This window comes from Legionella antarctica, assembly GCF_011764505.1.
Classification (GTDB): Bacteria; Pseudomonadota; Gammaproteobacteria; order Legionellales; family Legionellaceae; genus Legionella; species Legionella antarctica.
This window is the reverse complement of record NZ_AP022839.1, coordinates 2,476,110-2,501,316: the sequence shown is the minus strand read 5'-3', so window position 1 is coordinate 2,501,316 and position 25,207 is coordinate 2,476,110. Positions and strand designations below refer to the sequence as shown.

The following is a 25,207-nucleotide window of genomic DNA, read 5'->3' as shown; positions in this document are numbered from 1 at the left end:
GATGGATGAATAGCTCTTATTTTTCCTTAATTTTGTTCCAGACATGCGGACCCATATCATTAATCCCAACTCCATTATCTATAATTTTGATTTGAATCGAATTACTATTGATTTTATGGGTTACAATTCTAATTTTTTTTATTGCGTGTGTTGTATTTAGCAATACAGCTTCTTTTGCATTTTGCAATAAATTTACTAATATTTGTATTAATTTTGATTTGTCATTAAATATCAAAGGACATTGATTAAACTCTTTAATTACCTCAATTAATTCTCTTTCTGATACACTAAACGACATACTTAATACAATTTCTATCAATTCAGGCAGATAAACCTGTTCATTGATGCTGGAGGATCCACTAACAGGATTTTGCATGGTTACTATCTCACTAATATGTTTTAAATCATTAATAAGACTGTCCACCTCAACAATATTGCTCTGGTGTTCTTCAAGTATTTTTTTAGAAAGAACAACTAAATATTCCGGAATTAATTGGCCTTTAGGGTCATTGATTAAAAAATAACCCATATCCTCTTTATGTTGAGACATCATTTCAATAATTTTAAATAATTTTTTCATGTAATTTTGACAAAAGCTGCTTTTTAAGAGACTAATTGAGGTGTTTGAACTATTTAAAATATTACCAATATTGTGCAAAATATTGGTAGCTACCTCAGCCATGCCTGCTCGACGAGCAGTAGAGAATATTTTTTGATTTAAGTCTTTTATTTTCTCTTCAGCTATTTTATTTTTTTGGATATCTATAAAAATGCCTTCAAGTTGTTGCTCTTGTTCCAGACAAATACCAATTGTTTTGTACCAACGATAGGTCCCATCAGTGTTTCTTACCCGTAATTCACACTCATAATTAATTCCATTTTCAAGAGCGTTTTTTAGTTTCTGTTGCAACGCGTATCGATCCTGCTCGTAAACCAATTCCATAAATTCATTGACATTAGGCGGATAATCATTAGGATTAAGACCCATCATAATAAATAATTCATTTGACCAAATCACACGATCAGATTTTCCATCGTAGCTCCAATAGCCCAGCCCAGCAATGTGTTGTGCGTTTTCCAGCTTTTGATTTAAATATCTCATTTCTCGAGAGGAGATCTCTATAGCTCTATCTTGCATGTACCGATCTTGATCTGCATCAGTATAAGTTTGATTAACACGAGCAAGAAACTTCTGCCACGCTTCATCGTTTTCAGGTTTTTTATCAACGACTATGTTGCATTTTTCAAGTTGACGTTTTAAAAGTTTATGAATATCCATACGCCCTCTTATTACAATATGAGGTACTGTTCATCGCTCATAAAAAGTTGTAATGGTCATGGTTTGATTATGTAATTCGCATTTTCCCGAAGTAAAAGGTGACAATTCACCATAGGAATAAAAACCAGTCTGGGTAGAACCCTGCGGTAAGCTTTTAAGGGTTGAATCTGTTTCTTCCTCCGTCCTCTCTCCCAGTAATAAGCGTCTGCCAAAACAACTAATACAAATAGCAAATACCGGAAAATCTTTACTATTCTCATCAACAGACATTTCTTTACTCGCCAATAAACTTGCTTCACTGGCGCTATCAATTAAGCGGTCAAAATTAGCACGCATTAACTGCGCATTAAATCCTAATGGAATATCACCTGCAAAGATCAGCGATTGAGTTTGTTCATCAACATGTAAGATGGTTCTAACCAAGTGAGTTCTTTCATCAGTTGAAGGATCACTAATTGACAAAGGGTAAAGTAATCCTGATGCCGGTAAATCGACAGATTTTTCACCTAAGTATTCTTTGTAAAGCTGCAAAGCAGGTTTGTAATCCAGTTCATATAGAGCATTTGCTTTTGAACGAGTTACTCTACGTACTGGACCAAAAATATCCCAACCTCCTTGAGATGCATGCCCCACTTGAAGGTTTTTTCCGTAAAAACCAACCGCGATAATACAATTATCCAGAAGTTCGCTGTTTACAATAACCCATGTTTTTTTAAATATAGTGGACCCCAAAAATGAGACAGTGGTGTAAAATAGAAACCATTGTTAAACGGGGTACCAAGTGGCTAAAAAAAAATTTACATCTGACTTCAAAGCAAAGGTAGCAATTGAGGCATTAAAAAGTCACAAGACGACCAATGAATTGGCATCTGAATTTGAGGTGCATGCAACACAAATCAATCTGTGGAAAAAACAATTACTGGATGGAAGCAAGCAATTGTTTAGCGGCAAGCATGACAAAGACATGGACTCCATCATACAAGAACGAGATCGATTATACACGCAAATAGGCCAGCTAGCGGTTGAGTTAGACTGGCTTAAAAAAAAGACCGGTCATCTAAGTTGAGCGTGCGGGAGAAGCGAGCCATGATTGATGTCAATCACCCTACACTCAGCATCGTACGCCAATGTGCATTGGTTAATTTGTCACGCGCTAGCTACTATCGCACTGCTGGCGAAGGAATATGTACCGAGAGCCCAGAGAATCTGGCTTTGATGGTCTTGATTGATGAGGAATACATGCGCCATCCTTTCTATGGAAGCAGAAAGATGCGTTCTTATTTACGTCGCCTTGGCCATGACGTTAACCGTAAGAGAGTGCAGCGTTTGATGCGGATCATGGGTCTGGTTTCAGTGGCACCAAAGCCGAATACGAGTAAAAAGAACAAGGAACAAAAGGTTTATCCCTACTTGCTACGTGGTTTAGTGATTGATCGACCCAATCAGGTTTGGTGCACCGATATTACCTACGTTAGGATGCAAGGAGGCTTTGTATATTTGGTGGCAATAATGGACTGGTATAGCCGCAAGGTGCTCTCTTGGAAGGTATCAAACAGCATGGATGATGACTTTTGTGTAAGCGCGTTGGAGAGCGCCATCAGGCTCCACGGCAGGCCTGATATTTTTAATACGGATCAAGGCTCCCAGTTTACCAGTAAGGCGTTTACCGATGTTTTAAAAGACCATGACATCAAAATTAGCATGGACGGGAAAGGTCGATGGATGGATAATGTGTTCATTGAACGGCTATGGCGTTCAGTCAAATATGAAGATATTTACATAAAAGAATACGGAACAGTTTTAGCACTACGAAATGGTTTAAGGGTGTATTTCAAGTTTTATAACGACGAAAGACCTCATCAATCATTTGGAATATACACGCCGTCAGAGGTTTATGCTGGCCTATATGAGGCTGCAGCGTAATGGAATGCCTGTGGATATGTGGACGCGTCCTGCGGATCAGCCATCGCCCTTCGGGACATGTGGACAAGCCATGGATAACAAAAAGACGTTATCCACCGCTTGACCACACTCGATGGCTTCGCGCCCACATACCCACAGGCTCAATAACAGGTGTTTCATTAACTGCTATTGTGGTTGACTCGTGTGCTACGCACCCTCGTCAACGAAAGAAAGTAGAATTAAAGTTATATCTTAAATTAAACGGATCGCTGTCTTGACAATGGGGTCCACTGTATTGTTTTCAGGGCAAAAAAGTCAAAGAGTGGCCGATAATGTGTTTTTAATGCTCCTACGTTATTTCTTGCCATATGAAATGAAGATATAACCTCATCTAGTTTTTCCAAATCTCCGTTTTGGCATTGAAGCTCAAACAGAAATTTTTTTAATAAAATACCTTTTTCGCGGTAATTTGGATATTTTGATTCACACATATTCTTAGCATTTTGTTGGAGCGTATAAAGAATTGCCTTTATATCTTCAGGTAACCTCACCTCTGGATCCAGGTTTACAGCCACTTCTGATGAGATGAACGTTCTATTGGGGATGCAAGAATCATCTTTGACCGATATTTTGCGGGAAGGTTGGGAAGGAACGAAATCATAAAAGGTGCCGTATTTTTCTTTAAATCGCTTTGCTAAAAAATGATGCATAGCCATTGTAGGATGGACATCATCCCAGAACATGTACCCTTTAGCTGGAGAAATTTTTCCTGCAACCAATCTTGGATTTATTTTGTTTTTTTCAAATTCTGCTGAAGCAGTATAAGGGATCTTAAGTTTATCTTGATCAAACCCATACAGACTTGGGTTTTCATAGACCTCCTCAAACTGAGAATGGACATCGAAAACAGAAAGATTTAATGAACGAGGTGAGTCTTGATATTTTTTAGTGAGCTCCTCGCATCGCGTGGCTAACTGCATATTGAAATACTCAGAGCACTCTGCAGCATTGTCTTTCTCGTCTTGCTGTCTAGCTTGAAATCGGGGGGTTAAGGAAAGATTAGGTAAATTAAATAAAACAAAATTTCTATATCCATTTTGAATTAATTGCTCAATATTCTTAATTCGTTCATTAACTGCATTATCTACAGCTTGGTAGGAAGGTTTTTCGTTCACCGTCAATAAATCATTGGCACCTGACCATTCAATAACGAGTGTCTCCTCTTTTTCGGGACTGGTTACATGATATTTTATATCATCGGCTATGAGTTCTTCGCGTTTTTTTTCCAACGTCGCTACGATGAGTCTGTAAGCTTCTAATCTCGGTTCTAAAGATAAGCTATAAGAATAATCATAAGAGGTTAAACCACCCTCACAATAGAATCGTGCAAATCGTCTCTCATCAAACATGATGTGCCTGTCATCATTTAAATTAAAGGACGATTCATTTTTATTGCGACGTAGGCTGCTCGTCAGAAATTCGTCCCCAATATCGGCATTAGCTCTGGGACTATGTTTTAATTTAAGTCGTTTGCGTTCAAACTCTATTTCAAAGTCTTCTATGGTAGTCGCGCTGAGATAATCGGCCCAAAGATAGCCATTGGTAAACCTCCCTCTTGGTGATTTACCATCGAGACCAGTTACATAACTCATAGGAAGCAGGCCTAGCAGCTTACGTTTATTAAGTGTCCCTATATCTGATAAACTATCACCAATTACAATTAACCAAGATGTCCGTATCATAGAATCTCCTCAAAAATGAAACAGCTTTTAATTTAATATAGACCAGGAAATTATTCTTATAGCAATCAGATTGATTATTTATTAACATATATTTGCATCAAATAACAGGTGCTCCTATCAAAGTTCTCAGGGTAAACTATTATTCAGCAATTAATGGATTAGTCCAACTAACTCTCAAGAGTGATCTTGATTTAGACTTTTTTTAGCAAACAACTCTGCACTGAAGGTATTAATAAACTGATACCATTTACTAAAATTCCCTCACGGTTTATGCTTGCTGAATTTGGATTATAAAAATGAATATAAAACAGCTTTAAACGACTGGGGTCGATGACATACGATCATTGCAACTATTGATTTCTAAAGCAACCAAAATAAGTCTGAGATGTAAAGCTACAACAATCAAGCTAAGAAAAAATCGCGTCGTTGCGAGAAGCAATCCCAGAGGGCTCGTAACGACAATTGACTCATACTGAATTAGTATAAGATGGTTCAATTATTCAACTTTACTGAAGACACAGGTTGGATGTGATTCATCAATACGTTGTAAATCGGCATAATCAGCAGTGTCCATCTTTATTTTTAATTGCCCATTATCGAGTTTAAATGTTAAATGATTCATTGTTAAATACATCTGAGTATCCGATAAATAGTCCGTGCTTTCAGTGGTAAACGATTTATTAATACTTATGATCTTAATAATTAACTGACTTTTACTGTCATCCCATTCAATAGAGGTTGTCTCATTTCCAGTCGCAATTAAAGAGCCATTTTTTATTCCAGAGTTCGATTTTGTCATCATGGTTCCGATTGTCATGGGTTCAGTATCATTTACAGTAAATTCAGTAGATGAATTTCTAATCTTTAGAGTAAGCGAACTCCCCATACATTTTGATGATTCCCATGTGCCACTGAAATCGGTATAATCTTGATTAGATTCGTTTTTTTGTAACTCGTTTTTGACAGAACTTAATGCTTTGGGCTGAGTTATATTTCCAAACAAAGACGTTGCATATATAGGATTAGCAATACTTAAACACAGCAGGAATGCTACTACACCTTTTTGAATCATATAAACTCCTGTTTAATCCCTAAAAAAAGATAAGGCTTCTCTTTAAATATCGCAACATATACAAAATCGTTTGCTGCGTCAATTAATCAAAAATATTTAGTTACTGAAGATTTGTTAAAGCTAAAGAACAAACATTTATTGTAAACTCATAAGTACCCAATATGATTTAACTTGTTATATATTTTTTTTGATCACACAAGTAGCGTAGTATAGAAAAATTTCCAGTACGGGGACTTATTTTAAACATGTTGCTAAAGGACGTTTATGGATTTTATTACACAGGGAGTTGTTGGCGCTGCTTCTGCCCAGGCTTTTTTACATAACCAGGACAAACATAATGCCTGGTTGGTTGGAGCTTTGGCAGGAATGGCTGCTGATTTGGACGTGTTAATTCAATCTGCGGACGATCCAATGCTGTTTTTTCTTTATCATAGACATTTTACTCACTCCCTCTTATTTATCCCTGTTGGCACCATTGTAATAACATTAATATTACTGTTGTTTGAACGCTTCCGTAAAAATTGGCGACTAACCTTACTTGCAGCTTTAATTGGCTATGCTACACATGGCCTGCTTGATGCGTGTACTGCCTACGGAACAGTATTATTTTGGCCATTCTCAGATGAACGAGTCAGCTGGGATATTATTTCAATAATAGATCCATTTATAACCATACCTCTCTTTTTAGGTGTTGTCTGGACTTATACGTTTAATAAAAAGAAAGGAGTAATTTTCGTATCCTGTCAGAATCGCCGGGTAAGTGTCTGCCACTGAGCCCGGACTAATCCGAGCCGCGCGCGTCAGCAAGCGGAATTATCTCGAGATGCTTATGTGGTGCATGGAACCTGCCGCACTTTAAGTAAGATTAATTCAGCCAATGATGGCATTTCAAATTTTTTAGTCACCCTATCGTAAATATACTGATAAACGTTAACTTTCAGTTTTCTGGCCGTCTGTACAATCGTGGCAAACGTATCCTTTGATTTGGTGCCATTTTGGGAGACCGTTTGGAGATTGATGTCGCGTATCCTTGCTTGAAACCGTGTCCCTAATTCAGAGGCATTGTTGTGCAATGGCAGAAATGGATGGTCTAACTAATATAGGCGCGGTTTTCTGGACACAAAAAAAGGTTTTTTAAGAGCTATTCTTCTTAATACAAAGAGGAGAATAAAATGTCTAAAAAGCGAGCTTATTATACGGCGGCCAAGAAGGCAAAAATAACGCTAGCTGCGATTGAGGGGAAACTCACACAAGCGCAAATTACCAGTGAATACGGTGTTCACGCAACGCAGGTAAAAACTTGGAAGCAATCGGCCATCAAAGCCATTAACGATTTATTCTCTGGGGCTAATGAAAAAGAAGCCAAGTCCCAAGAGCAGCTTGTTGAGGCATTATATCAAGAAATTGGTCGACTTCAAGCGCAGCTATCTTGGCTAAAAAAAAAGCATGAACTTTAGTCTGGATGAAAAGCGCGTCATGATTGATCCTCTTGCCGAGCTCACCATTCGTGAACAATGCTTGCTATTAGACTTGCCTGTTTCAAGTTATTATTATAGTGCCAAGCCCATTTCTGTCGAAGATGAAGCGCTTATGGCGCTACTTGATGAGCACTATCTGCAGTATCCATGTGAAGGTAAAATTAAGCGGGCAAGATGGCTGTCAAAAGAAGTAGGCTATCCTGTTGGTAAACGTCGAGTAAAAAAGTTGATGGAAATGATGGGGTTATCGACTGTTTACCCAAAGCCAAATACAAGCGTTCCCAATAAGGAGCATGAGGTGTTCCCTTATTTATTAAAAGAGGTGGATATCACCAAACCAAATCAGGTTTGGGCCGCAGATATCACCTACATCCGCATGAAAGGAAAGCATGTGTATTTAGTAGCTATTATGGACTGGTATAGTCGTTATGTGATTGGATGGGCTATTTCACCTACTATGGAGGCTGAATTTTGTATTGAGGCGCTTAGAAACGCTTTGCTGCATTCGCGTTGTGAGATCTTTAACACGGATCAGGGTTCTCAATTTACCTCAAAAGATTGGATAAATACGCTAAAATCTCACCACATTTCTATCAGCATGGATGGGCGAGGACGTTATTTAGATAATATATTTATCGAGCGATTGTGGCGTAGTGTTAAGCAAGAAAAAATCTACCGGTATGATTTTGATACAATTGAAGAGGTTGAGCTGGCCTTAACGGAGTATTTTGAGTATTATAATAACCGAAGGCTTCACCAGTCCTTTAATTATTTAACGCCCGCAGAGGTGTATTATGGCCGGAAAAGACCATAAACCCTAAATGAGAGCGTCATGACTTACCCACAAGGCCCACAGGCCTATACGAGAAAGTGAAGCTCTCCTGACCTGTGGACTTGTGGATAAGTCATTCTGATAGAGTTGTGGTAAAATGACCTAAGACAATTCGTAGTAGCAATCACTATTCATACGGTATTGAGTAGGTTTAAATAGGTTAATTTGAGTGAATTTTTAACTATAAATGATGGATGAATAGCTCTTATTTTTCCTTAATTTTGTTCCAGACATGCGGACCCATATCAAACACCAATAATAACGCTTGTTTTTTAGCACGTGTCTTTGCAATGCGTTGATCTAAAACATCATAGCCTGTCGTGGTTGCGAACAAAGTATCAAATTGCATTGATAGTTGTTGGGCCATTGATTGAGATGGAGCCGTCTTGTAAGTCAATAATGCATGGTAGAAATCCCATAATTGCTCAAGAAATACAGCCAATATATTCTGATTCATATCTGAGAATGGAGTGAGTTTTTTATAATGACGACCTTCATGGATCCAGCACAGCGCATGATGTAGGGCCAATTTATTAAACTGAGGCGCATCATCTGTCATTAAATAATGGATGAAGTATTTCGAGTGCTGATAATAGGCAAGAGCTGCTGACTCAAGAATTATGCGTCGATTCGTGCTGTGTTTTTTTGGATTTGGAAAAAGTGTTCCCATCAAACTATCGATTGATTCACGTGTGAGGGGTTGTGCATGCAGCATTGGTTTAATTTGATCCAACCATTTTTTTGCGAGACCAAACTCATCCATTAACTCATAAGCCTCCTGATTAAACATAAACTTTAATTGGTCTCGACACAGCAACTCCAATAAGGTCAAGCGATCTTTTTTACGACGAGTGAAGTATGCTGTAAAAAAGTCATTACATAAAACATGGGTGTAGTGATTTTTGCCGTTAACACGACTGCCTGTGTCATCCATCTGCTGGTACAAGCCTGCGTTGCTACCGGCATCGACAATATCTTCTTTTTCCTGATGAAAAATATCATTGCCTTCTGTCAGCATGGAAGCAATTTTACCATGTGATATTTGAATACCACATGTTTTTAAAAAGCGCTCAATGGCGCTCTCCGTCATCCCTGCATCACGGTATAATGTGATGACCAGCGCTTTAACCCCAGGACCAAATTCACTGCCCTTATATTCGCCAGGAATCGGCGCAATAAAGGTTTTTTTCAAAGATGGTGAGTAATACGTTTCCAGCTTGAATTCAACATTATCCGTGATGATTTTTAGATCCTGGATGATTCGAATCTCAAAACCCTTGAACTTGGCGTCATCTGGCAGCGTTGCTTTGTCCAGAGCAATCGTAACACGTCTATCAATACGTACGTTTTTTTTGTCTTTGCCTGTGTTTTTATTGTTCCCTTTACCACGTTTATTGCGATCTCCTTCAGATGAATGATTGGAATTGCCTGTATTATCGCCATTGCTACCTTTGGATTGACCGCGAATATTAGGTTTGCCCTGTTCACCCTTAAGGCGGTTTATCTCATCACGTAATACTTGGTTTTCCTCTCTGAGCAAAGCATTTTCTTCGGCAAGCATTTCGACCAAATTAACCAATACCTTAATGATAGTCACGGCCTTTTTGTCGGCAAGACTATCGATATCTTTTGTTAACTCATCTAAAACTTGTTTGATTTCTTGGCGTTTCATCATCTACCACTGCGTTACTAATGCTGATACGGCAATCATAACATGACTTTTTTTGAACGCATTTTTCGAGTTTTAACGCCACTAAGGGCTAAGAAAAAATCTGACCTCAGGAGGGAGATGTTTTATTAGTGAAAGGGGCTACATTGTGATCTTGGGGATCTTAGGGCATGCATATTGCATGACTTACGTTTGATATGGAAAAACATCAGTTTTACAGAAAAACCGTGTCAATAGGTATTTTGAATATTTTTAAAGAATTCCGCTTGCTGACGCGCGCGGCTCGGATTAATCCGGACTCAGTGGCAGACACTTACCCGGCGATTCTGACAGGATACTAATTTTCGCTCTTATTTTTGCCTGTTCATTTATGATGTTTAATGCGTTTCAGCACCATCGCGCCCTTGATGCAATAAAATCGGAGGTTAAGAAACTGCAGCTTGCAACAACCAGGATCCGGGCTCTTCCAAAACTCGCAAGTTCAACTTCCTGGAAAGGAATTGCGATCAATAAAAATTTGCTGGTCTTTGAGGTAACTACCCCTTTATTTAAAACTAGTGAGATTAGGCTTATCAAAAGTTACCCGCTGTTTTTACCTGATGCATTACCTGAATATGTAAAAAAATCGCCGACTTTATTGCGTGACTTTAAAATTTTTACCTGGTTTAGTGGGGGCTATCTTATTCTTGTGAACTCTTTACCCTTAATCATTGCAGATGGTCGCTTTTTATACGACGATAATTCAAGTATCGCACTGTGGGGAATTCAATTTCTACCTGACAAGCCTCATGTTAATAAATTTGATTATTTAACTGTTGAACAGGTTGATCACGAGCACATGTGAACTGACAAAATGAATTAATTTGACTAAAAATTATTAACCTATCGAATTCATCTAGGAACTCCTTCCCAATAATCAAGTTCAACTCCACTCTAGGCATTTGATTAATACCCGTTATAAAGGAGAGTAAATTCTGGTCAATTTTAAATTGTTCAAATAACATCTTTATTTCTTCAATCATCCCGGTATTAACACGTGAGGAAAACAATCCTGAGGAAGAGGGAGTTTGCCTTAATAAGATTTTTTCAAGATTATTGATATGCATTTGATATTGATCATTAAAATCAGTAATCACCTCTGTTAATTGACTTGAGATGATTTCATAAAGTTTATCACTGGATTTTTTTGTACCTGTGATTGACTCATTCATTTTAAATAACTCCACACTATTAGTCATCACATAATCATAACGACATATTCCCTGTTTTACCTGGTTTACCAAACTCGCAATATTATAACAGTCCAAACGATTCGGATTGTAAAGTATGGCAGGTTTGAGGCCATGCTTAATCAACTGCTCATTGAGTAAAAAATAGTTGGTACGACAATTTACATCATGAAACACATGTAAAATCTCCAATTCATGAACCAGGGTGACGATACAAAGTATGACATCATCGGGGGTTTTTGCTGTATTTATATCAACATTATATCTATCGATGGCCATTTTGGCCTTTTCTTCAGCAGAAACAGGATCTGGGGTTAATAATGATAAGGAGGTATCTTTAACGGAAGTCACTAACTGCTTCGCGATAGTTTCTAGTTCTTCATCAGTAGTATTCTTTAAGGTAGTATGGCTAATCCAAGCATTCTCTCGAGCTACACCCAATTCAAAAGCCATTTCAACCTTGGTTGGGACTAGTTTTGCTCTCATAGCTATGTTGTGTGTATAAGCAGAAAGCGAGTCTAATTGAACTGGTTTATATTTTTCTTCATTTAGAAACTGCTCCTCAATTTTACTTTCTTTTAGAAAGGAATTAATAATTTGTTCCAATGCATCTGAACGGATATGTGGATTTTGTTCAATAACTTTCTTTATTGTATTTTTTAAAGCACTAGCCTTTATTTCTGTAAATATTTCATTGTACTTCTGAAATGTTAACGGAAGTTTAGTGCTTAAATATCTTTCTCGTGATGCATTAGACAATTGCATACAATATATATGCACAATTTCAAAGTGTTTCACCGCCCCTATCATGAAGCCATTCTCGTTGTTTTCATTCTTTATTCTTTTTAATAATTCAATTGCCCCCTCAACATTTATGGCATCCCTGCTAATGGGAAATGAGTTAAATCCATCGCGAAGCTTCCCTGACTTCGATTTTTCTGTTTGAAATAAATTGAAGCTTAACGAGGCCTGTAAGTCCCTGATATGTTTTATCGATAATGGCTCAGGACTTTTTTCCGAAAATATTGAACGGCAAATATTTGCTTGTGTATTGAATAAATCTAAAACAGAGCCAGGTTCACGTGTATTGTATGCAATCCAATTTTCCAAATAATGATGAAACAAAGCATAATCAATGAAACAAAGAAAACGTAACTCCCCAGGTATTTTTAATAACGAACACGGGTAAGGCTCTGTCAGCAGCATGTCTTGAGGGTTGATTTCCTCGTAATTCATCTCGGCTAATTGTTGTTTTTCATGTTCCTCCACCTCAATCAATTGAGCATCCATTCTTTTACCTTTAATGATTATTGCCTTTAAAACTTCTACTAATTTTGATTCTGATTGAAGTAAATAAAAATTGGATTTATCGGTATCTAGCTCAACTAACCCATAACTGGTGCTTTGCATAAGTTGTGGACTCATAACCTTATATTCTGACTCGATATACTGAGCTGCTTCTATCTCACTCATGAACACTAGTTTTGGTTTTATTTTTGTTAACGTGTCTTTAATATGTTGCAGAGGATTATTGGTTTTTAGTAAATGAGGCAGGTTTTTGATTACAATATAAATCATGTTTTATCCTATTTTAAAAATAGACACTTGATCTGGTTTAATAAAGTATCTTTCATATGTATTGTATAAGTTTAGTTCTTTTTTAATTAAACAGGTACTTTTGGCGTTGGCTTATAAATGTTGACCTATACAGGTTATTGCTAAGGTTGCCTTTCTACGCGAAAAATAACTATTTACTTTTTTCACCTTCCCACTCTGTCTTGTTATTTTTCGTATGAGATCCTATAGATAGAAAATGTCACAGTGGCATAAGTTGCCAATGTATAGTCAACTCCACCTGTTTAAACTCCGGTTGTACTATAGTTTATCCCGGTTTGGTTTCAATGAATTGGTTATTGTAAATCAACATCGCCTTAGGAGTTATTGAACGTTCCACCGTAGGTATCCTCCTCGGGATCCTCATCAATTGAACGTTCATCTGTAACAATATTTTCCACAGCAGTTTTATAATCTAAAACTGCTTTTGCCAATCCTTCTTCCTCACCAAATTCATATACGGTCAAACCAAGTGCACCTGCAACAGCACCTGCCCCCATTAAAGCCAAGATGAGACTGGAACCTGCTGTTGGAATTGCAGCTAATACACCAGCAACAACTAATGCCAGGCATGCAAATACTACTAATGCCCTACCTAATTTTCTCCAATCAGGAGATGATTTTCCCGATACGTCTTGAGCAAGGGCGGTCAGTTTTATAGTGAGGGGGGTAATATCCCCATGGTTATCGAGAGTTTCTATAGCTTGCGAGCTATATCTTAGGACGCGACCAAGTTGAGCCATGCTATGTGAGTCCAACTCCCTAGCCTTATCAGCGTTAGGGATAATTGCGTTCATGTGCCCTAGAATTTCCATTCCTTGTTCTAATAAATCTTTTGTATAGGGATTGTTCTGCTTAATTCTTAGTAAGTTAGCTTTTAATTCTGCGTAAAGGGCCCAATATTCAATCACCTGCAACTCTTTAAATGTATCAGCTGCTGTTTGAGCATTGTATGTATTACCTTCAATATTTTGGACCTGTTCTGCATATAATGTAATGCGTTTTTCGACTTCGAATTGACTCGGGCATTGACTCAATGATGTGAGCAACAGATGCATTAACTCTAATTTTTGATTTAGTTGTTTCGCCGATTCCGCGTTACTGGCTAAATGAGCACTTTCAAACCAGGCAGTGGCTGGAAACAGTGTTTCTGTGATCAGTTTTTTTAACTTTTCATCTTGTAAAAAAGCAGGATCAGTTAATCGATTCAAACTGGCTAGTTTCTGGATATGTAACGCAATACTATTGTTTAATAATCCTTTGGGACTTAGAAATTGCTGATATACTTGAATTAATTGATTTTTGCTCTCTGCATTATCATCTGTTAACCCTCTAATCTCTTTGGCCAAACTAGGAGCAGATCGTTCAAGGCGCATGGCTATTTGCCCCCTGACTCTGGCAAAATCATTTACAACCAATGGATATTCTTTAGCTGGACAAATAATGACATCGTGATCTCGTGCAGAATCTTTTGCATTAGATTTAATTTTAATTACACCATCAACTGTAATCTCTGAGCTTGGTTCTCCACCATCAGCGATGCTAACAAAATCCAGCATCCCACCTCGGGTATATCCTGGTCGTTTTTTATCCTCTATCTCGGTTATATCTTCTAATTCTGTTTTGTAAGTAGAGGGATCACTGAAGTGTTGCCCTCCAAGAGCCGCTTGATGCAGCGCTTGGATTTCTGGTGTGCTGGTACCACCTGGAACAATCCATAAATTTTCAGCTTCTCCATTATCGTTTAATTTATTGCGCGTATTAGCATCATAACCAGAAACTATTAAATCAGGACAAGCGTCAACCAAGTTCTCCCAGTTAGTTACCTCTTTTGCGATCGTTTGATTGATGTTATGCCAGTCTTTAATTCGTTTTTGTGTGTCATTTGATTCTAAATGCCCACTAATTGCTTGTAAATGAACTATCTTATCACCTATTTTTCTTGCCACAGTAAAGTCAGTAATTAAACCACCTTTATTGAAACCACTACCTCCGCTTAGCCTGCTGTTGCTTCGCCTTGCCACTTGAGTTGTCTGGCAATCAACTTCTATATCATCATTATGAATGATAAAAGTGGCAATTCCGGTACCGGAATGAAATTGCGTTGATAGTTTAGTGTGGGTAGCCATTTGTCCTATACATACAACAGTATACCCTTTACCAGCGGCCTTTTGTAATTGTCGCAGGGTTGCTTCAACTGCTACCTCCTGACAATTAATAATGTAAAAATCCGGCTTTTCAGCTTGTAACATATTGGCAATCTTTTTACAGGCATTTTTACCTATAACATCATTGCCACAATTAGCGGTGATTGCCCGATACTTAAACGTCATAAATCCTCCAGATCCAGGTTGACTATAGGTGCTCTAAATAAGAGTGTTTTGATCTCAGTATAGACATGATCCATCACACAGAGTACAAAGAAAAGACCTGAAGTGTAAATTAAGAGCAAATAAAATTGGGAATTTAATAGATGGAAGGGACATTTTCCAGCGATAAAGATCCTTACCCGATAACATTCAACCGAAAATGGTCAATATTTTCCTCGTATTTTATCTTCAGTGATTCGTTTATTTTTGTATATAAAGAGATAAAAAATGATGGAGTCCTATCGGCACGGGTCACCTTAGCAAATACATATTCTTATGCTGGATTCCGCGAATCATTGGCTTCGAACACTAAACACGTTGGTATTTACAGCAAACCAGAACCGGGTGGAAAATTAGCTATGTACAAGCTCCGCGTCTCTATAGTGAATATTGATGCGCTTGCTATTTGTACTATTCTTACAGATGTACGGACCAGTAAACAGATAAGGATTATTATGAATATTCTGCTTTTTCTACTGATGAATCTACTTTCCCTGACAGTAACTGCTGAAACAGCCGGGTGCATTCTCACGGACCAAAATACTCAATTATCAGGAACAATTCATATCGAGACATTCCCTGGGCTTCCTGAGTATAAAAGTATAGAAAAAGGGGATCATCCAGAAACCTATTGGATTCTTGTAACAAAAAAAACCTATTGCGTTCAGGGGGAAGACTTTATCAACACAGGTAAAGTAATTACAGAGGACAATCAGAGTCGATTCCAATTAATACTAACTCCTGAGCTCTACAAGCAGGGAAAAAAATTTCTAAATAGCAAAGTAATCGTTGAAGGATCGTTGCTTTTTGCCCATACCGGTCATCATCATACCCCCTTATTGGTTCAGGTCACTGAAATAAACCTACAGTAAAATTCTGACTTTCCGATTGCCGGGAAACTATCAGGATTTCACTGTACTATGATCGCCAATCTCTATTTGAGCTAAGCTATCATATCAACTCTTAACCTATAGCTTTTCGTTTTTCTGTGGCAAGATTGGGTCATTTGAGGGAGGACTCTCAGGGGCAGCAGGTTTCTTAGAAGAGAAAAAACTTCTAGTATAATCACCTATTTTATAGCTCTTTTCGGGGGGAAGTTCTTGAGAAGGCTGAGAAGAAGGTGAGCTTTTTTTGTTCACCATTGCCAAAAGACCTTTTGTTATATCACCAAAATGATAGTTTGCCTGAGCCTCTTGAGCTTTCTGAAATAAATGTCGTGAAATATCACCCATTTGGTAACCTTGTTGCGTTGTATCTTTTATGTTCTTTTCCTCTGCTTTATCCTGATTTTGCAACAACCTCTCTTTTTCTTCTAATATCCGTATATCATTAGCAGTTTTTACATTGGGGTTTTGTAATAGCTGATGCCATTTAACTATTTTTGTTATTTTTTCAAGTGGGTTGTCCATACGTGCATTAAATACCCCACTAAAAAAAGATGTTTCTATTTTTTTCCAAAGCATTTCGTTTTGAAGAATTCGGATAATTAAAGGGCTTGTAATGGGGGTATTCATCTCCTCCAGACAAATTGTTGCTAATTGATTTTCGTTCATCTGCATAAGCTGCACATCATAAATGGGATAAAAAAATGAGCTTTCAACAGGTACTTCAAGGGATTTAAGGACTGAAGTTCCAGAAACTGTCAGTAATTTACTAAACTCAGTGTACAGTGGACCCCATTGTCAAGACAGCGATCCGTTTAATTTAAGATATAACTTTAATTCTACTTTCTTTCGTTGACGAGGGTGCGTAGCACACGAGTCAACCACAATAGCAGTTAATGAAACACCTGTTATTGAGCCTGTGGGTATGTGGGCGCGAAGCCATCGAGTGTGGTCAAGCGGTGGATAACGTCTTTTTGTTATCCATGGCTTGTCCACATGTCCCGAAGGGCGATGGCTGATCCGCAGGACGCGTCCACATATCCACAGGCATTCCATTACGCTGCAGCCTCATATAGGCCAGCATAAACCTCTGACGGCGTGTATATTCCAAATGATTGATGAGGTCTTTCGTCGTTATAAAACTTGAAATACACCCTTAAACCATTTCGTAGTGCTAAAACTGTTCCGTATTCTTTTATGTAAATATCTTCATATTTGACTGAACGCCATAGCCGTTCAATGAACACATTATCCATCCATCGACCTTTCCCGTCCATGCTAATTTTGATGTCATGGTCTTTTAAAACATCGGTAAACGCCTTACTGGTAAACTGGGAGCCTTGATCCGTATTAAAAATATCAGGCCTGCCGTGGAGCCTGATGGCGCTCTCCAACGCGCTTACACAAAAGTCATCATCCATGCTGTTTGATACCTTCCAAGAGAGCACCTTGCGGCTATACCAGTCCATTATTGCCACCAAATATACAAAGCCTCCTTGCATCCTAACGTAGGTAATATCGGTGCACCAAACCTGATTGGGTCGATCAATCACTAAACCACGTAGCAAGTAGGGATAAACCTTTTGTTCCTTGTTCTTTTTACTCGTATTCGGCTTTGGTGCCACTGAAACCAGACCCATGATCCGCATCAAACGCTGCACTCTCTTACGGTTAACGTCATGGCCAAGGCGACGTAAATAAGAACGCATCTTTCTGCTTCCATAGAAAGGATGGCGCATGTATTCCTCATCAATCAAGACCATCAAAGCCAGATTCTCTGGGCTCTCGGTACATATTCCTTCGCCAGCAGTGCGATAGTAGCTAGCGCGTGACAAATTAACCAATGCACATTGGCGTACGATGCTGAGTGTAGGGTGATTGACATCAATCATGGCTCGCTTCTCCCGCACGCTCAACTTAGATGACCGGTCTTTTTTTTAAGCCAGTCTAACTCAACCGCTAGCTGGCCTATTTGCGTGTATAATCGATCTCGTTCTTGTATGATGGAGTCCATGTCTTTGTCATGCTTGCCGCTAAACAATTGCTTGCTTCCATCCAGTAATTGTTTTTTCCACAGATTGATTTGTGTTGCATGCACCTCAAATTCAGATGCCAATTCATTGGTCGTCTTGTGACTTTTTAATGCCTCAATTGCTACCTTTGCTTTGAAGTCAGATGTAAATTTTTTTTTAGCCACTTGGTACCCCGTTTAACAATGGTTTCTATTTTACACCACTGTCTCATTTTTGGGGTCCACTATAGTGTGTAGAAGTTGAAATGAAGATAAACGCTCTTTTAGACGATTTTGAATTTCAACCACATCTTCGTCAAACCCAAACTCTCTAGCTTGATTTATCATTTTTAGATCGTTAATAGCCCCTTGTCTGTAAATCAGCATGCAAAAATGACCCCCTTTTAGGGTAAATCAGCATCCAATTTTGACCCTCTAAAATCGAGTAAAACGTGTACTCTAGATTTTAATAATCTAGAGGGAATTAGAGGATGTTGATCATGGAAACAGAAGCAAAAATTAGGCGCATGTTTCATGTGCAAAAATTAACTATTGCGGAAATTGTTCGCACAACAGGATTATCGCGTAATACAGTTAGACGGGTAATCCGAGCAGAAAAGTCTGGGAAAAATTATCAACGCTCCATTCAACCACTACCTGCACTGAATATCTTCAAAGAGACGTTGGTATCATGGTTGAACAACGACCACAAGTTATCGAAAAAGGAACGCCGTAGTGCAATGAAGTACTACACTCAACTAAAAGAAAGTGGCTATTGCGGTTCTTATGATAGTGTCCAGCGTTTTGTTAAAGTATGGCGCTGTACGAGTCGAGAGTCATTAAAAGCCTATATTCCACAATACTATCATCCCGGAGAGGCCTATCAGTTTGATTGGAGTGAAGAAACTGTAGAGCTTGCAGGCGTTGTTCAAAAAATCAAAGTAGCTCAATTTCGTTTAAGCTACAGCCGTAAATTTTTTCTTGTAGCATATCCTCGAGAAACTCAAGAAATGTTATTTGATGCGCATAATTTAGCCTTCAAATTTTTTGGTGGCTTAACGCTAAGAGGTATTTATGACAACATGAAAACGGCGGTAGATAGTGTTTTCAAGGGTAAGGAGCGTGCTTTTAACCGGCGATTTTTGGCATTAATGGATCATTACTTAATTGAACCTACAGCCTGCAATCCCGCAGCCGGATGGGAAAAGGGGCAGATTGAAAATCAAGTTGATAATGTACGTGACTGGGTATTTAAACCACGTCTTAAATATGAAACCTTGTCGTTATTAAATGAACATCTTCAGCAGCAATGCCAATTATTGGCCGAGAAAAGGCATCACCCAGAACAACAAGAACTAACTGTTGACGCTGTATTTCAAGAAGAAAGAACTCATTTTAGAGCGTTAAATCATCCATTTGATGGGTATAAAGAAGTTTCAACTCTAGTACATTCAACCTGCTTGATTCATTGCGATAGAAATCGTTATAGCGTTGATTGTGCCTATGCCAACCAGATGGTGACGCTCAGGATATACGCATTAACTATAGAGGTATTTTCAGGTAATGAGTCCATCGGTTGCCACCAACGCACCTTTGGCCGCAATAAAACACTGTTTAATCCATGGCATTATTTACCTTTACTGGAGCGCAAGCCAGGGGCATTACGCAATGGTGCTCCATTCAAAGACTGGCAATTACCACCAGCCATTTTAAAAATCAAAAGCATTCTCATGAAGCGCCGTGGTGGTGACAGAGAATGCGTTGAGGTGCTGTTGGCAATGAGTGAGCATGGCATTGAGGCGGTGAGTGTAGCCTGTGAATTAGCGCTAACAGAGCAGGTGGTTAGCCGTGATTATATTCTTAATGCGTTGCATCGATTACGGCCTACAGCACTTCCTCAAGCAACGACAATGCCCGCTGGATTAATCTTAAAGGAAGAACCCACAAGTAATTGTCATAAATATAATTTACTCTTAACGGGAGCAAATCATGCCATTCACTAAATTATCTGAGTTGCTTAAGATATTAAAATTACAAGGCATGTTAGATAGGTTGCTAGCCTATGAAGAGTCGAAGCCTTTGGTGAAACTAACTCATTATGAGTGGTTATCTATGCTATTAGAAGCAGAACAAATAACACGCAAAACGCGTGCTATTAATTATCAACTGAGTGTCGCAAAATTCCCGGTCAATCGTAATTTAAGCCAATTTGATTTTACGCAACATCCTGTTAATGAAGAAGAAATAAGTTTATTGCACGCAGGGAGCTTTGTTGATGCTGGGCGCAATATTATTTTTGTGGGTGGCACGGGCTCTGGTAAAACGCACTTAGCTATTGCTATAGCAACTAATTTAATTAAGCAAGGAAAGCGGGCTTGTTTTTATAATGTTGTTGATCTGGTCAACAAATTAGAACAAGAAAAAAAACAAGTTAATACAGGACGGCTAGCTAATCGCCTGCAAAATTTTGATGCTATTGTCCTGGATGAGCTTGGATATTTACCATTTTCTGAAGCGGGCGGAGCTCTGTTGTTTCATTTAGTTAGCAAATTATATGAAAAAACATCATTAATCATTACAACAAACTTAAATTTTGGTGAATGGCCAAAGGTGTTTTGTGATACAAAAATGACCGCAGCCATGCTGGACAGATTGACTCATCATTGCTCTATTGTTGAGACTGGAAATGAAAGTTATCGCTTTAAAAATCGAAGCTAAAACAGTAAAGTAAATAATCAATGTGATATGTTTTTGAGGGTCAATTTTGGATGCGGTTTGAGGGTCAAAATTGGATGCTGATTGACACCCCTTGTCCCGTCACTAATAACAATTCAAGTTTATGCCAAACGGATTCTGGATATTTTTTTGAGTAGTCATTACTTGGGTCTTCAAAAGCAGCAAAACGGGATAAATTTAAATTTGATGGGTTTATTGAGAATAATCGACGTAAAACAGTACTTTCTTTATAACTACTAATGAACGCATGTCCATGTATAAGGGCTCCATTTGAAAAATCAAAAGGTTGAAACATATTAGCAGAATCATCAGTGTGGTCCCAGATATTAGATTGTTCACATTGCTCTGCAATTTCATTCAAATAACAATTATAGTGCTCTGCTAATGTGGATAAATCCAAATTACTAATATCTAAAGTCCGGCCATCATTCGTTTTTGTTAATTTTTTCTCCCAATTATCCATAATAGCAGGAAATGCCTCCTTCTCATTAAAAGATAGAGTAATCGATGGTAAAACTATAGTACTTTTATAAAGATTTTCCTGAGCTTCTTGTACATTCAAGTCTTTTAAGTCTGTGATTTTAGCAAGTCGAGCTGTTAATAAATCAGCGAATTCCTGAGCAAAAGGCTCATAATTGCCATTAAAACCAAATATTACCTTTTCGAATGAGGGCATTGAAATATAGTTTGCAAAATTTGTGCGCGTGGTAGTATCCAACAAATCATGAGGTGTTAATTTTAAAGCATTAGTAACCATCTTTAACATTAAATTCGGTGTCATTTTGTCTTGCAGTTGTCTTGCTTTCTCAGCCATTGCTGGATATATTCCGATTATTTTTTTGTAGTTAAGAAAATATTCTTTAGTGAGCTTTTTAATATTAAACAAACCACGATTTTCGTAGGCATAAAGTATGTTGTCATTATTTTGGGGATGGGCGAGGTAACGAAAAGCATCCCCCCAATCAATACGACCGTATTGATTGCTGGCGATTACATCTTTATTTTTAAGAATAATGATATTACCACTGTGTACACTGTGAGCACTAAATAACAGTGAATACATCAGCACTAAAGATAATCCAAAATAAGCATTTCCTTGCATCACCTGAGTATAATAATCAGGGCCATAAACAGCTTCCTTGAGCGGATTTCTGTCGTTACCATTGCTGTAACTTGTTCCGATAGCTTTATGCAGTTCGTTAAACGAAATAAGCGGTTGTATCAAACCATAGGTACCCTCTTCAAACTGAATAGCATCAGCACAAATTAAGGAAGGACAATAGTCTTTATCAATTAAACCTTCATTTATAAATTGCTTCAATAACAAACCGGCAAATAATTCTGCAAATAACTCACATTTATCGGACGGTTTTTTGATAAAATATTCATTGCCATCAGGGTCGCGATAAAAACCATCTACAGAACTTCTATTTTTACCCGCCTCTTTATCTTTAAATTTTATTAAGAGTTTACTCTGATATGGCATTTGAACAATCTCATGAGAAAAATTAAGTGAATCCTACCATACCATTATTAAGAAAATATTACCTATCGGTTCATTTTTTCTACATCTTCTGATCGGTATCTACACTCGTTTCCAGCCACAATAAATTTCTTCATCCTGACACTCCTTCTACAAATATCATTAATACAAGCATTTAGCTTTTATGATCACCGTTTAGTCACTTGGCTTATTTTATGATATAATTTACAACAAAATTCTTAAATTGGTTTTTAATATGCTTTGATATGGGTCCGCATGTCTGGAACAAAATTAAGGAAAAATAAGAGCTATTCATCCATCATTTATAGTTAAAAATTCACTCAAATTAACCTATTTAAACCTACTCAATACCGTATGAATAGTGATTGCTACTACGAATTGTCTTAGGTCATTTTACCACAACTCTATCAGAATGACTTATCCACAAGTCCACAGGTCAGGAGAGCTTCACTTTCTCGTATAGGCCTGTGGGCCTTGTGGGTAAGTCATGACGCTCTCATTTAGGGTTTATGGTCTTTTCCGGCCATAATACACCTCTGCGGGCGTTAAATAATTAAAGGACTGGTGAAGCCTTCGGTTATTATAATACTCAAAATACTCCGTTAAGGCCAGCTCAACCTCTTCAATTGTATCAAAATCATACCGGTAGATTTTTTCTTGCTTAACACTACGCCACAATCGCTCGATAAATATATTATCTAAATAACGTCCTCGCCCATCCATGCTGATAGAAATGTGGTGAGATTTTAGCGTATTTATCCAATCTTTTGAGGTAAATTGAGAACCCTGATCCGTGTTAAAGATCTCACAACGCGAATGCAGCAAAGCGTTTCTAAGCGCCTCAATACAAAATTCAGCCTCCATAGTAGGTGAAATAGCCCATCCAATCACATAACGACTATACCAGTCCATAATAGCTACTAAATACACATGCTTTCCTTTCATGCGGATGTAGGTGATATCTGCGGCCCAAACCTGATTTGGTTTGGTGATATCCACCTCTTTTAATAAATAAGGGAACACCTCATGCTCCTTATTGGGAACGCTTGTATTTGGCTTTGGGTAAACAGTCGATAACCCCATCATTTCCATCAACTTTTTTACTCGACGTTTACCAACAGGATAGCCTACTTCTTTTGACAGCCATCTTGCCCGCTTAATTTTACCTTCACATGGATACTGCAGATAGTGCTCATCAAGTAGCGCCATAAGCGCTTCATCTTCGACAGAAATGGGCTTGGCACTATAATAATAACTTGAAACAGGCAAGTCTAATAGCAAGCATTGTTCACGAATGGTGAGCTCGGCAAGAGGATCAATCATGACGCGCTTTTCATCCAGACTAAAGTTCATGCTTTTTTTTTAGCCAAGATAGCTGCGCTTGAAGTCGACCAATTTCTTGATATAATGCCTCAACAAGCTGCTCTTGGGACTTGGCTTCTTTTTCATTAGCCCCAGAGAATAAATCGTTAATGGCTTTGATGGCCGATTGCTTCCAAGTTTTTACCTGCGTTGCGTGAACACCGTATTCACTGGTAATTTGCGCTTGTGTGAGTTTCCCCTCAATCGCAGCTAGCGTTATTTTTGCCTTCTTGGCCGCCGTATAATAAGCTCGCTTTTTAGACATTTTATTCTCCTCTTTGTATTAAGAAGAATAGCTCTTAAAAAACCTTTTTTTGTGTCCAGAAAACCGCGCCTATATTATGATTTTCAATCGATTTAAAACAGTTGAAAATATTATTTCAGTAGCGTCTAAAATTTTAGACTCTCTTAATCAACCCTTCCAAATAAAAAATCGTGACATAAATATAAATACTACAATGGGAATTAGTCTTTTTCCCAAGGATGGAAAAACGGTTAATGAGTTATTAAAATGTGCGGATTTGGCAATGTATCAAGCAAAAGAGCGAGGCGGAAACCAATATTACTTTTATGCTAAATACTTAAATGAGCGTAGCAAAAGTTGTTTTAAATTGGAGGCTGAGTTACGTAAGGCAATAAAAAATAAGGAATTTTTTTTGTTATACCAACCCCAGTTTAATATAAATCCAGGAAGCCTGTTATGTGCTGAAGCATTGATTCGTTGGAATCATCCGACCAGGGGTTTATTGCTTCCTTTGGATTTTATTCCAATAGCAGAAGATTCTGGATTAATTGTACCTATAGGTGAGTGGGTTCTCCGAGAAGTTTGTCGGCAGATAAATGCCTGGCATAAAACAGGACTCCCTCTAATTCGAGTAGCTGTTAATATTGCTACCCAACAATTGCGACAAGCCAATTTTACTCATACGGTGCAAGAAATATTAAATGAGTTCGAGCTTGATTCCCAATATCTGGAGTTTGAAATAGCAGAGAATGTCGTCATAACTCACCAGGATATCATTCAAACGATTAATCAATTAAAGGAAATAGGTATTAAAATTGCGTTAGATGACTTTGGAACTGGAAACTCAAGTATAAATTACCTGAAACAAATTCAATTTGATTGTTTGAAAATAGACAAGTCGTTTGTGCAAAACATATCAACTTCGCGTAGTGATGAAGTGATCATTGAAGCAATTATTGCTATGGCACGTAGCTTCAATTTCAAGGTGTTGGCGGAAGGGGTAGAAACTCTAAAACAAATGGATTTTTTGAAACAAAGAGATTGTGATGAGATACAGGGTTTTTTATTTAGCCAGCCATTAACTCCTAAAGAAATTGAAAAGCATTTAAAGAAAAGCAGTATTTTGCCATCAAAGAAAAAAAAATCTAATTATGGATAAACGTATATCAAGTTTGATAGCAACGTTCATGTTTGTGATCCTGCGAAGCCCCAGGGGTCACTGACTGGCACTTTGGGCTGTCTCAAAAGAACTGCAGCATGAGTAATTGTGGAGGGAACTA

The 25,207-nt window shown here is 38.0% G+C and carries 20 protein-coding genes and 3 pseudogenes; 9 read left to right on the top strand and 14 right to left on the bottom strand.

What is annotated here, in order from left to right:
* Positions 1-16 precede the first annotated feature (16 nt).
* The gene (locus tag HRS36_RS11860) at positions 17-1,279 is read right to left on the bottom strand and encodes a PAS domain-containing protein (protein ID WP_173237470.1); all 1,263 of its coding nucleotides are present in this window, start codon (positions 1,277-1,279) and stop codon (positions 17-19) included.
* A 30-nt stretch (positions 1,280-1,309) separates the two neighbouring features.
* Positions 1,310-1,996 (bottom strand): annotated as a pseudogene (locus HRS36_RS11855) (FIST signal transduction protein); the annotation flags it as partial.
* Positions 1,997-2,060: 64 nt separating this feature from the next.
* Here HRS36_RS11855 and HRS36_RS11850 point away from each other — a divergent pair.
* Positions 2,061-3,202 (top strand): annotated as a pseudogene (locus HRS36_RS11850) (IS3 family transposase).
* A gap of 236 nt (positions 3,203-3,438) precedes the next feature.
* On the opposite strand, the gene HRS36_RS11845 reads toward HRS36_RS11850, so the two are convergent.
* Both HRS36_RS11845 and HRS36_RS11840 read right to left on the bottom strand, forming a co-directional pair.
* The gene (locus HRS36_RS11845; RefSeq protein ID WP_173237468.1) at positions 3,439-4,923 is read right to left on the bottom strand and encodes an SGNH/GDSL hydrolase family protein; all 1,485 of its coding nucleotides are present in this window, start codon (positions 4,921-4,923) and stop codon (positions 3,439-3,441) included.
* A gap of 496 nt (positions 4,924-5,419) precedes the next feature.
* Positions 5,420-5,995, bottom strand: coding sequence for a hypothetical protein (locus HRS36_RS11840; RefSeq protein ID WP_173237467.1), 576 nt, complete (start codon positions 5,993-5,995; stop codon positions 5,420-5,422).
* Positions 5,996-6,259: 264 nt separating this feature from the next.
* On the opposite strand from HRS36_RS11840, the gene HRS36_RS11835 reads away from it, so the two are divergent.
* Positions 6,260-6,769, top strand: coding sequence for a metal-dependent hydrolase (locus HRS36_RS11835; protein ID WP_173237466.1), 510 nt, complete (start codon positions 6,260-6,262; stop codon positions 6,767-6,769).
* A gap of 53 nt (positions 6,770-6,822) precedes the next feature.
* Here the strand turns inward: HRS36_RS11835 and HRS36_RS11830 are convergent, their stop codons facing one another.
* Positions 6,823-7,068, bottom strand: coding sequence for a hypothetical protein (locus HRS36_RS11830; protein WP_173237465.1), 246 nt, complete (start codon positions 7,066-7,068; stop codon positions 6,823-6,825).
* A 99-nt stretch (positions 7,069-7,167) separates the two neighbouring features.
* On the opposite strand from HRS36_RS11830, the gene HRS36_RS11825 reads away from it, so the two are divergent.
* Positions 7,168-7,452: a transposase gene (locus tag HRS36_RS11825; protein WP_173235475.1), complete on the top strand. Its 285-nt coding sequence runs from the start codon at positions 7,168-7,170 to the stop codon at positions 7,450-7,452.
* On the top strand, positions 7,442-8,287 hold the full coding sequence (locus HRS36_RS11820; RefSeq protein WP_173235473.1) for an IS3 family transposase: 846 nt from the start codon (positions 7,442-7,444) through the stop codon (positions 8,285-8,287). Before HRS36_RS11825 ends, HRS36_RS11820 begins: the two co-directional genes overlap by 11 nt.
* A gap of 223 nt (positions 8,288-8,510) precedes the next feature.
* On the opposite strand, the gene HRS36_RS11815 is transcribed toward HRS36_RS11820, so the two are convergent.
* Positions 8,511-9,980 (bottom strand): cell division protein ZapB, encoded by a 1,470-nt coding sequence (locus HRS36_RS11815; protein ID WP_173237464.1) that lies wholly within the window; start codon positions 9,978-9,980, stop codon positions 8,511-8,513.
* Positions 9,981-10,344: 364 nt separating this feature from the next.
* On the opposite strand from HRS36_RS11815, the gene HRS36_RS11810 reads away from it, so the two are divergent.
* Complete coding sequence (locus HRS36_RS11810) at positions 10,345-10,818, top strand: hypothetical protein (RefSeq protein ID WP_173237463.1); 474 nt, start codon at positions 10,345-10,347, stop codon at positions 10,816-10,818.
* On the opposite strand, the gene HRS36_RS11805 is transcribed toward HRS36_RS11810, so the two are convergent.
* Together HRS36_RS11805 and HRS36_RS11800 are read right to left on the bottom strand one after the other, a co-directional pair.
* Positions 10,766-12,781 carry a hypothetical protein gene (locus tag HRS36_RS11805; protein ID WP_173237462.1) on the bottom strand — a complete coding sequence of 672 codons (2,016 nt, stop codon included), beginning with the start codon at positions 12,779-12,781 and terminating at the stop codon, positions 10,766-10,768. The two genes, HRS36_RS11810 and HRS36_RS11805, sit on opposite strands and share 53 nt — an antisense overlap.
* A gap of 353 nt (positions 12,782-13,134) precedes the next feature.
* Entirely contained in the window at positions 13,135-15,069 is a 1,935-nt protein-coding gene (locus HRS36_RS11800) for a sbcc family protein (RefSeq protein ID WP_173237461.1), read from the bottom strand.
* 221 nt (positions 15,070-15,290) lie between these two features.
* Between HRS36_RS11800 and HRS36_RS11795 the strand changes: the two genes are divergently transcribed.
* Positions 15,291-16,058: a DUF4431 domain-containing protein gene (locus tag HRS36_RS11795; RefSeq protein WP_173237460.1), complete on the top strand. Its 768-nt coding sequence runs from the start codon at positions 15,291-15,293 to the stop codon at positions 16,056-16,058.
* Between the two features lie 96 nt (positions 16,059-16,154).
* Here HRS36_RS11795 and HRS36_RS18910 read toward each other — a convergent pair whose 3' ends face one another.
* From HRS36_RS18910 to HRS36_RS11780, 3 genes and pseudogenes are all read right to left on the bottom strand, one after another.
* Positions 16,155-16,739 carry a LepB GTPase-activating domain-containing protein gene (locus HRS36_RS18910; RefSeq protein ID WP_275940992.1) on the bottom strand — a complete coding sequence of 195 codons (585 nt, stop codon included), beginning with the start codon at positions 16,737-16,739 and terminating at the stop codon, positions 16,155-16,157.
* A 386-nt stretch (positions 16,740-17,125) separates the two neighbouring features.
* A pseudogene (locus HRS36_RS11785) lies at positions 17,126-18,267 on the bottom strand (IS3 family transposase).
* A gap of 30 nt (positions 18,268-18,297) precedes the next feature.
* On the bottom strand, positions 18,298-18,468 hold the full coding sequence (locus HRS36_RS11780; RefSeq protein ID WP_173237458.1) for a hypothetical protein: 171 nt from the start codon (positions 18,466-18,468) through the stop codon (positions 18,298-18,300).
* A gap of 104 nt (positions 18,469-18,572) precedes the next feature.
* Here HRS36_RS11780 and istA point away from each other — a divergent pair, with 104 nt between their 5' ends.
* On the top strand, positions 18,573-20,084 hold the full coding sequence (gene istA / locus HRS36_RS11775) for an IS21 family transposase (protein WP_197933184.1): 1,512 nt from the start codon (positions 18,573-18,575) through the stop codon (positions 20,082-20,084).
* On the top strand, positions 20,071-20,799 hold the full coding sequence (gene istB / locus HRS36_RS11770; protein ID WP_173235816.1) for an IS21-like element helper ATPase IstB: 729 nt from the start codon (positions 20,071-20,073) through the stop codon (positions 20,797-20,799). The genes istA and istB overlap by 14 nt, the downstream gene beginning before the upstream one ends.
* A 64-nt stretch (positions 20,800-20,863) precedes the next feature.
* Here istB and HRS36_RS11765 read toward each other — a convergent pair whose 3' ends face one another.
* The 3 genes from HRS36_RS11765 to HRS36_RS11755 all read right to left on the bottom strand — a co-directional run bounded on the left by HRS36_RS11765 (position 20,864) and on the right by HRS36_RS11755 (position 23,948).
* Positions 20,864-22,303 (bottom strand): hypothetical protein, encoded by a 1,440-nt coding sequence (locus HRS36_RS11765; protein WP_173237457.1) that lies wholly within the window; start codon positions 22,301-22,303, stop codon positions 20,864-20,866.
* 525 nt (positions 22,304-22,828) lie between these two features.
* Positions 22,829-23,674: an IS3 family transposase gene (locus HRS36_RS11760; RefSeq protein ID WP_173235473.1), complete on the bottom strand. Its 846-nt coding sequence runs from the start codon at positions 23,672-23,674 to the stop codon at positions 22,829-22,831.
* On the bottom strand, positions 23,664-23,948 hold the full coding sequence (locus HRS36_RS11755) for a transposase (protein ID WP_173235475.1): 285 nt from the start codon (positions 23,946-23,948) through the stop codon (positions 23,664-23,666). Before HRS36_RS11755 ends, HRS36_RS11760 begins: the two co-directional genes overlap by 11 nt.
* 76 nt (positions 23,949-24,024) lie before the next feature.
* Between HRS36_RS11755 and HRS36_RS11750 the strand changes: the two genes are divergently transcribed.
* On the top strand, positions 24,025-25,086 hold the full coding sequence (locus HRS36_RS11750; protein WP_173237456.1) for a putative bifunctional diguanylate cyclase/phosphodiesterase: 1,062 nt from the start codon (positions 24,025-24,027) through the stop codon (positions 25,084-25,086).
* The last annotated feature ends 121 nt before the right edge of the window (positions 25,087-25,207 follow it).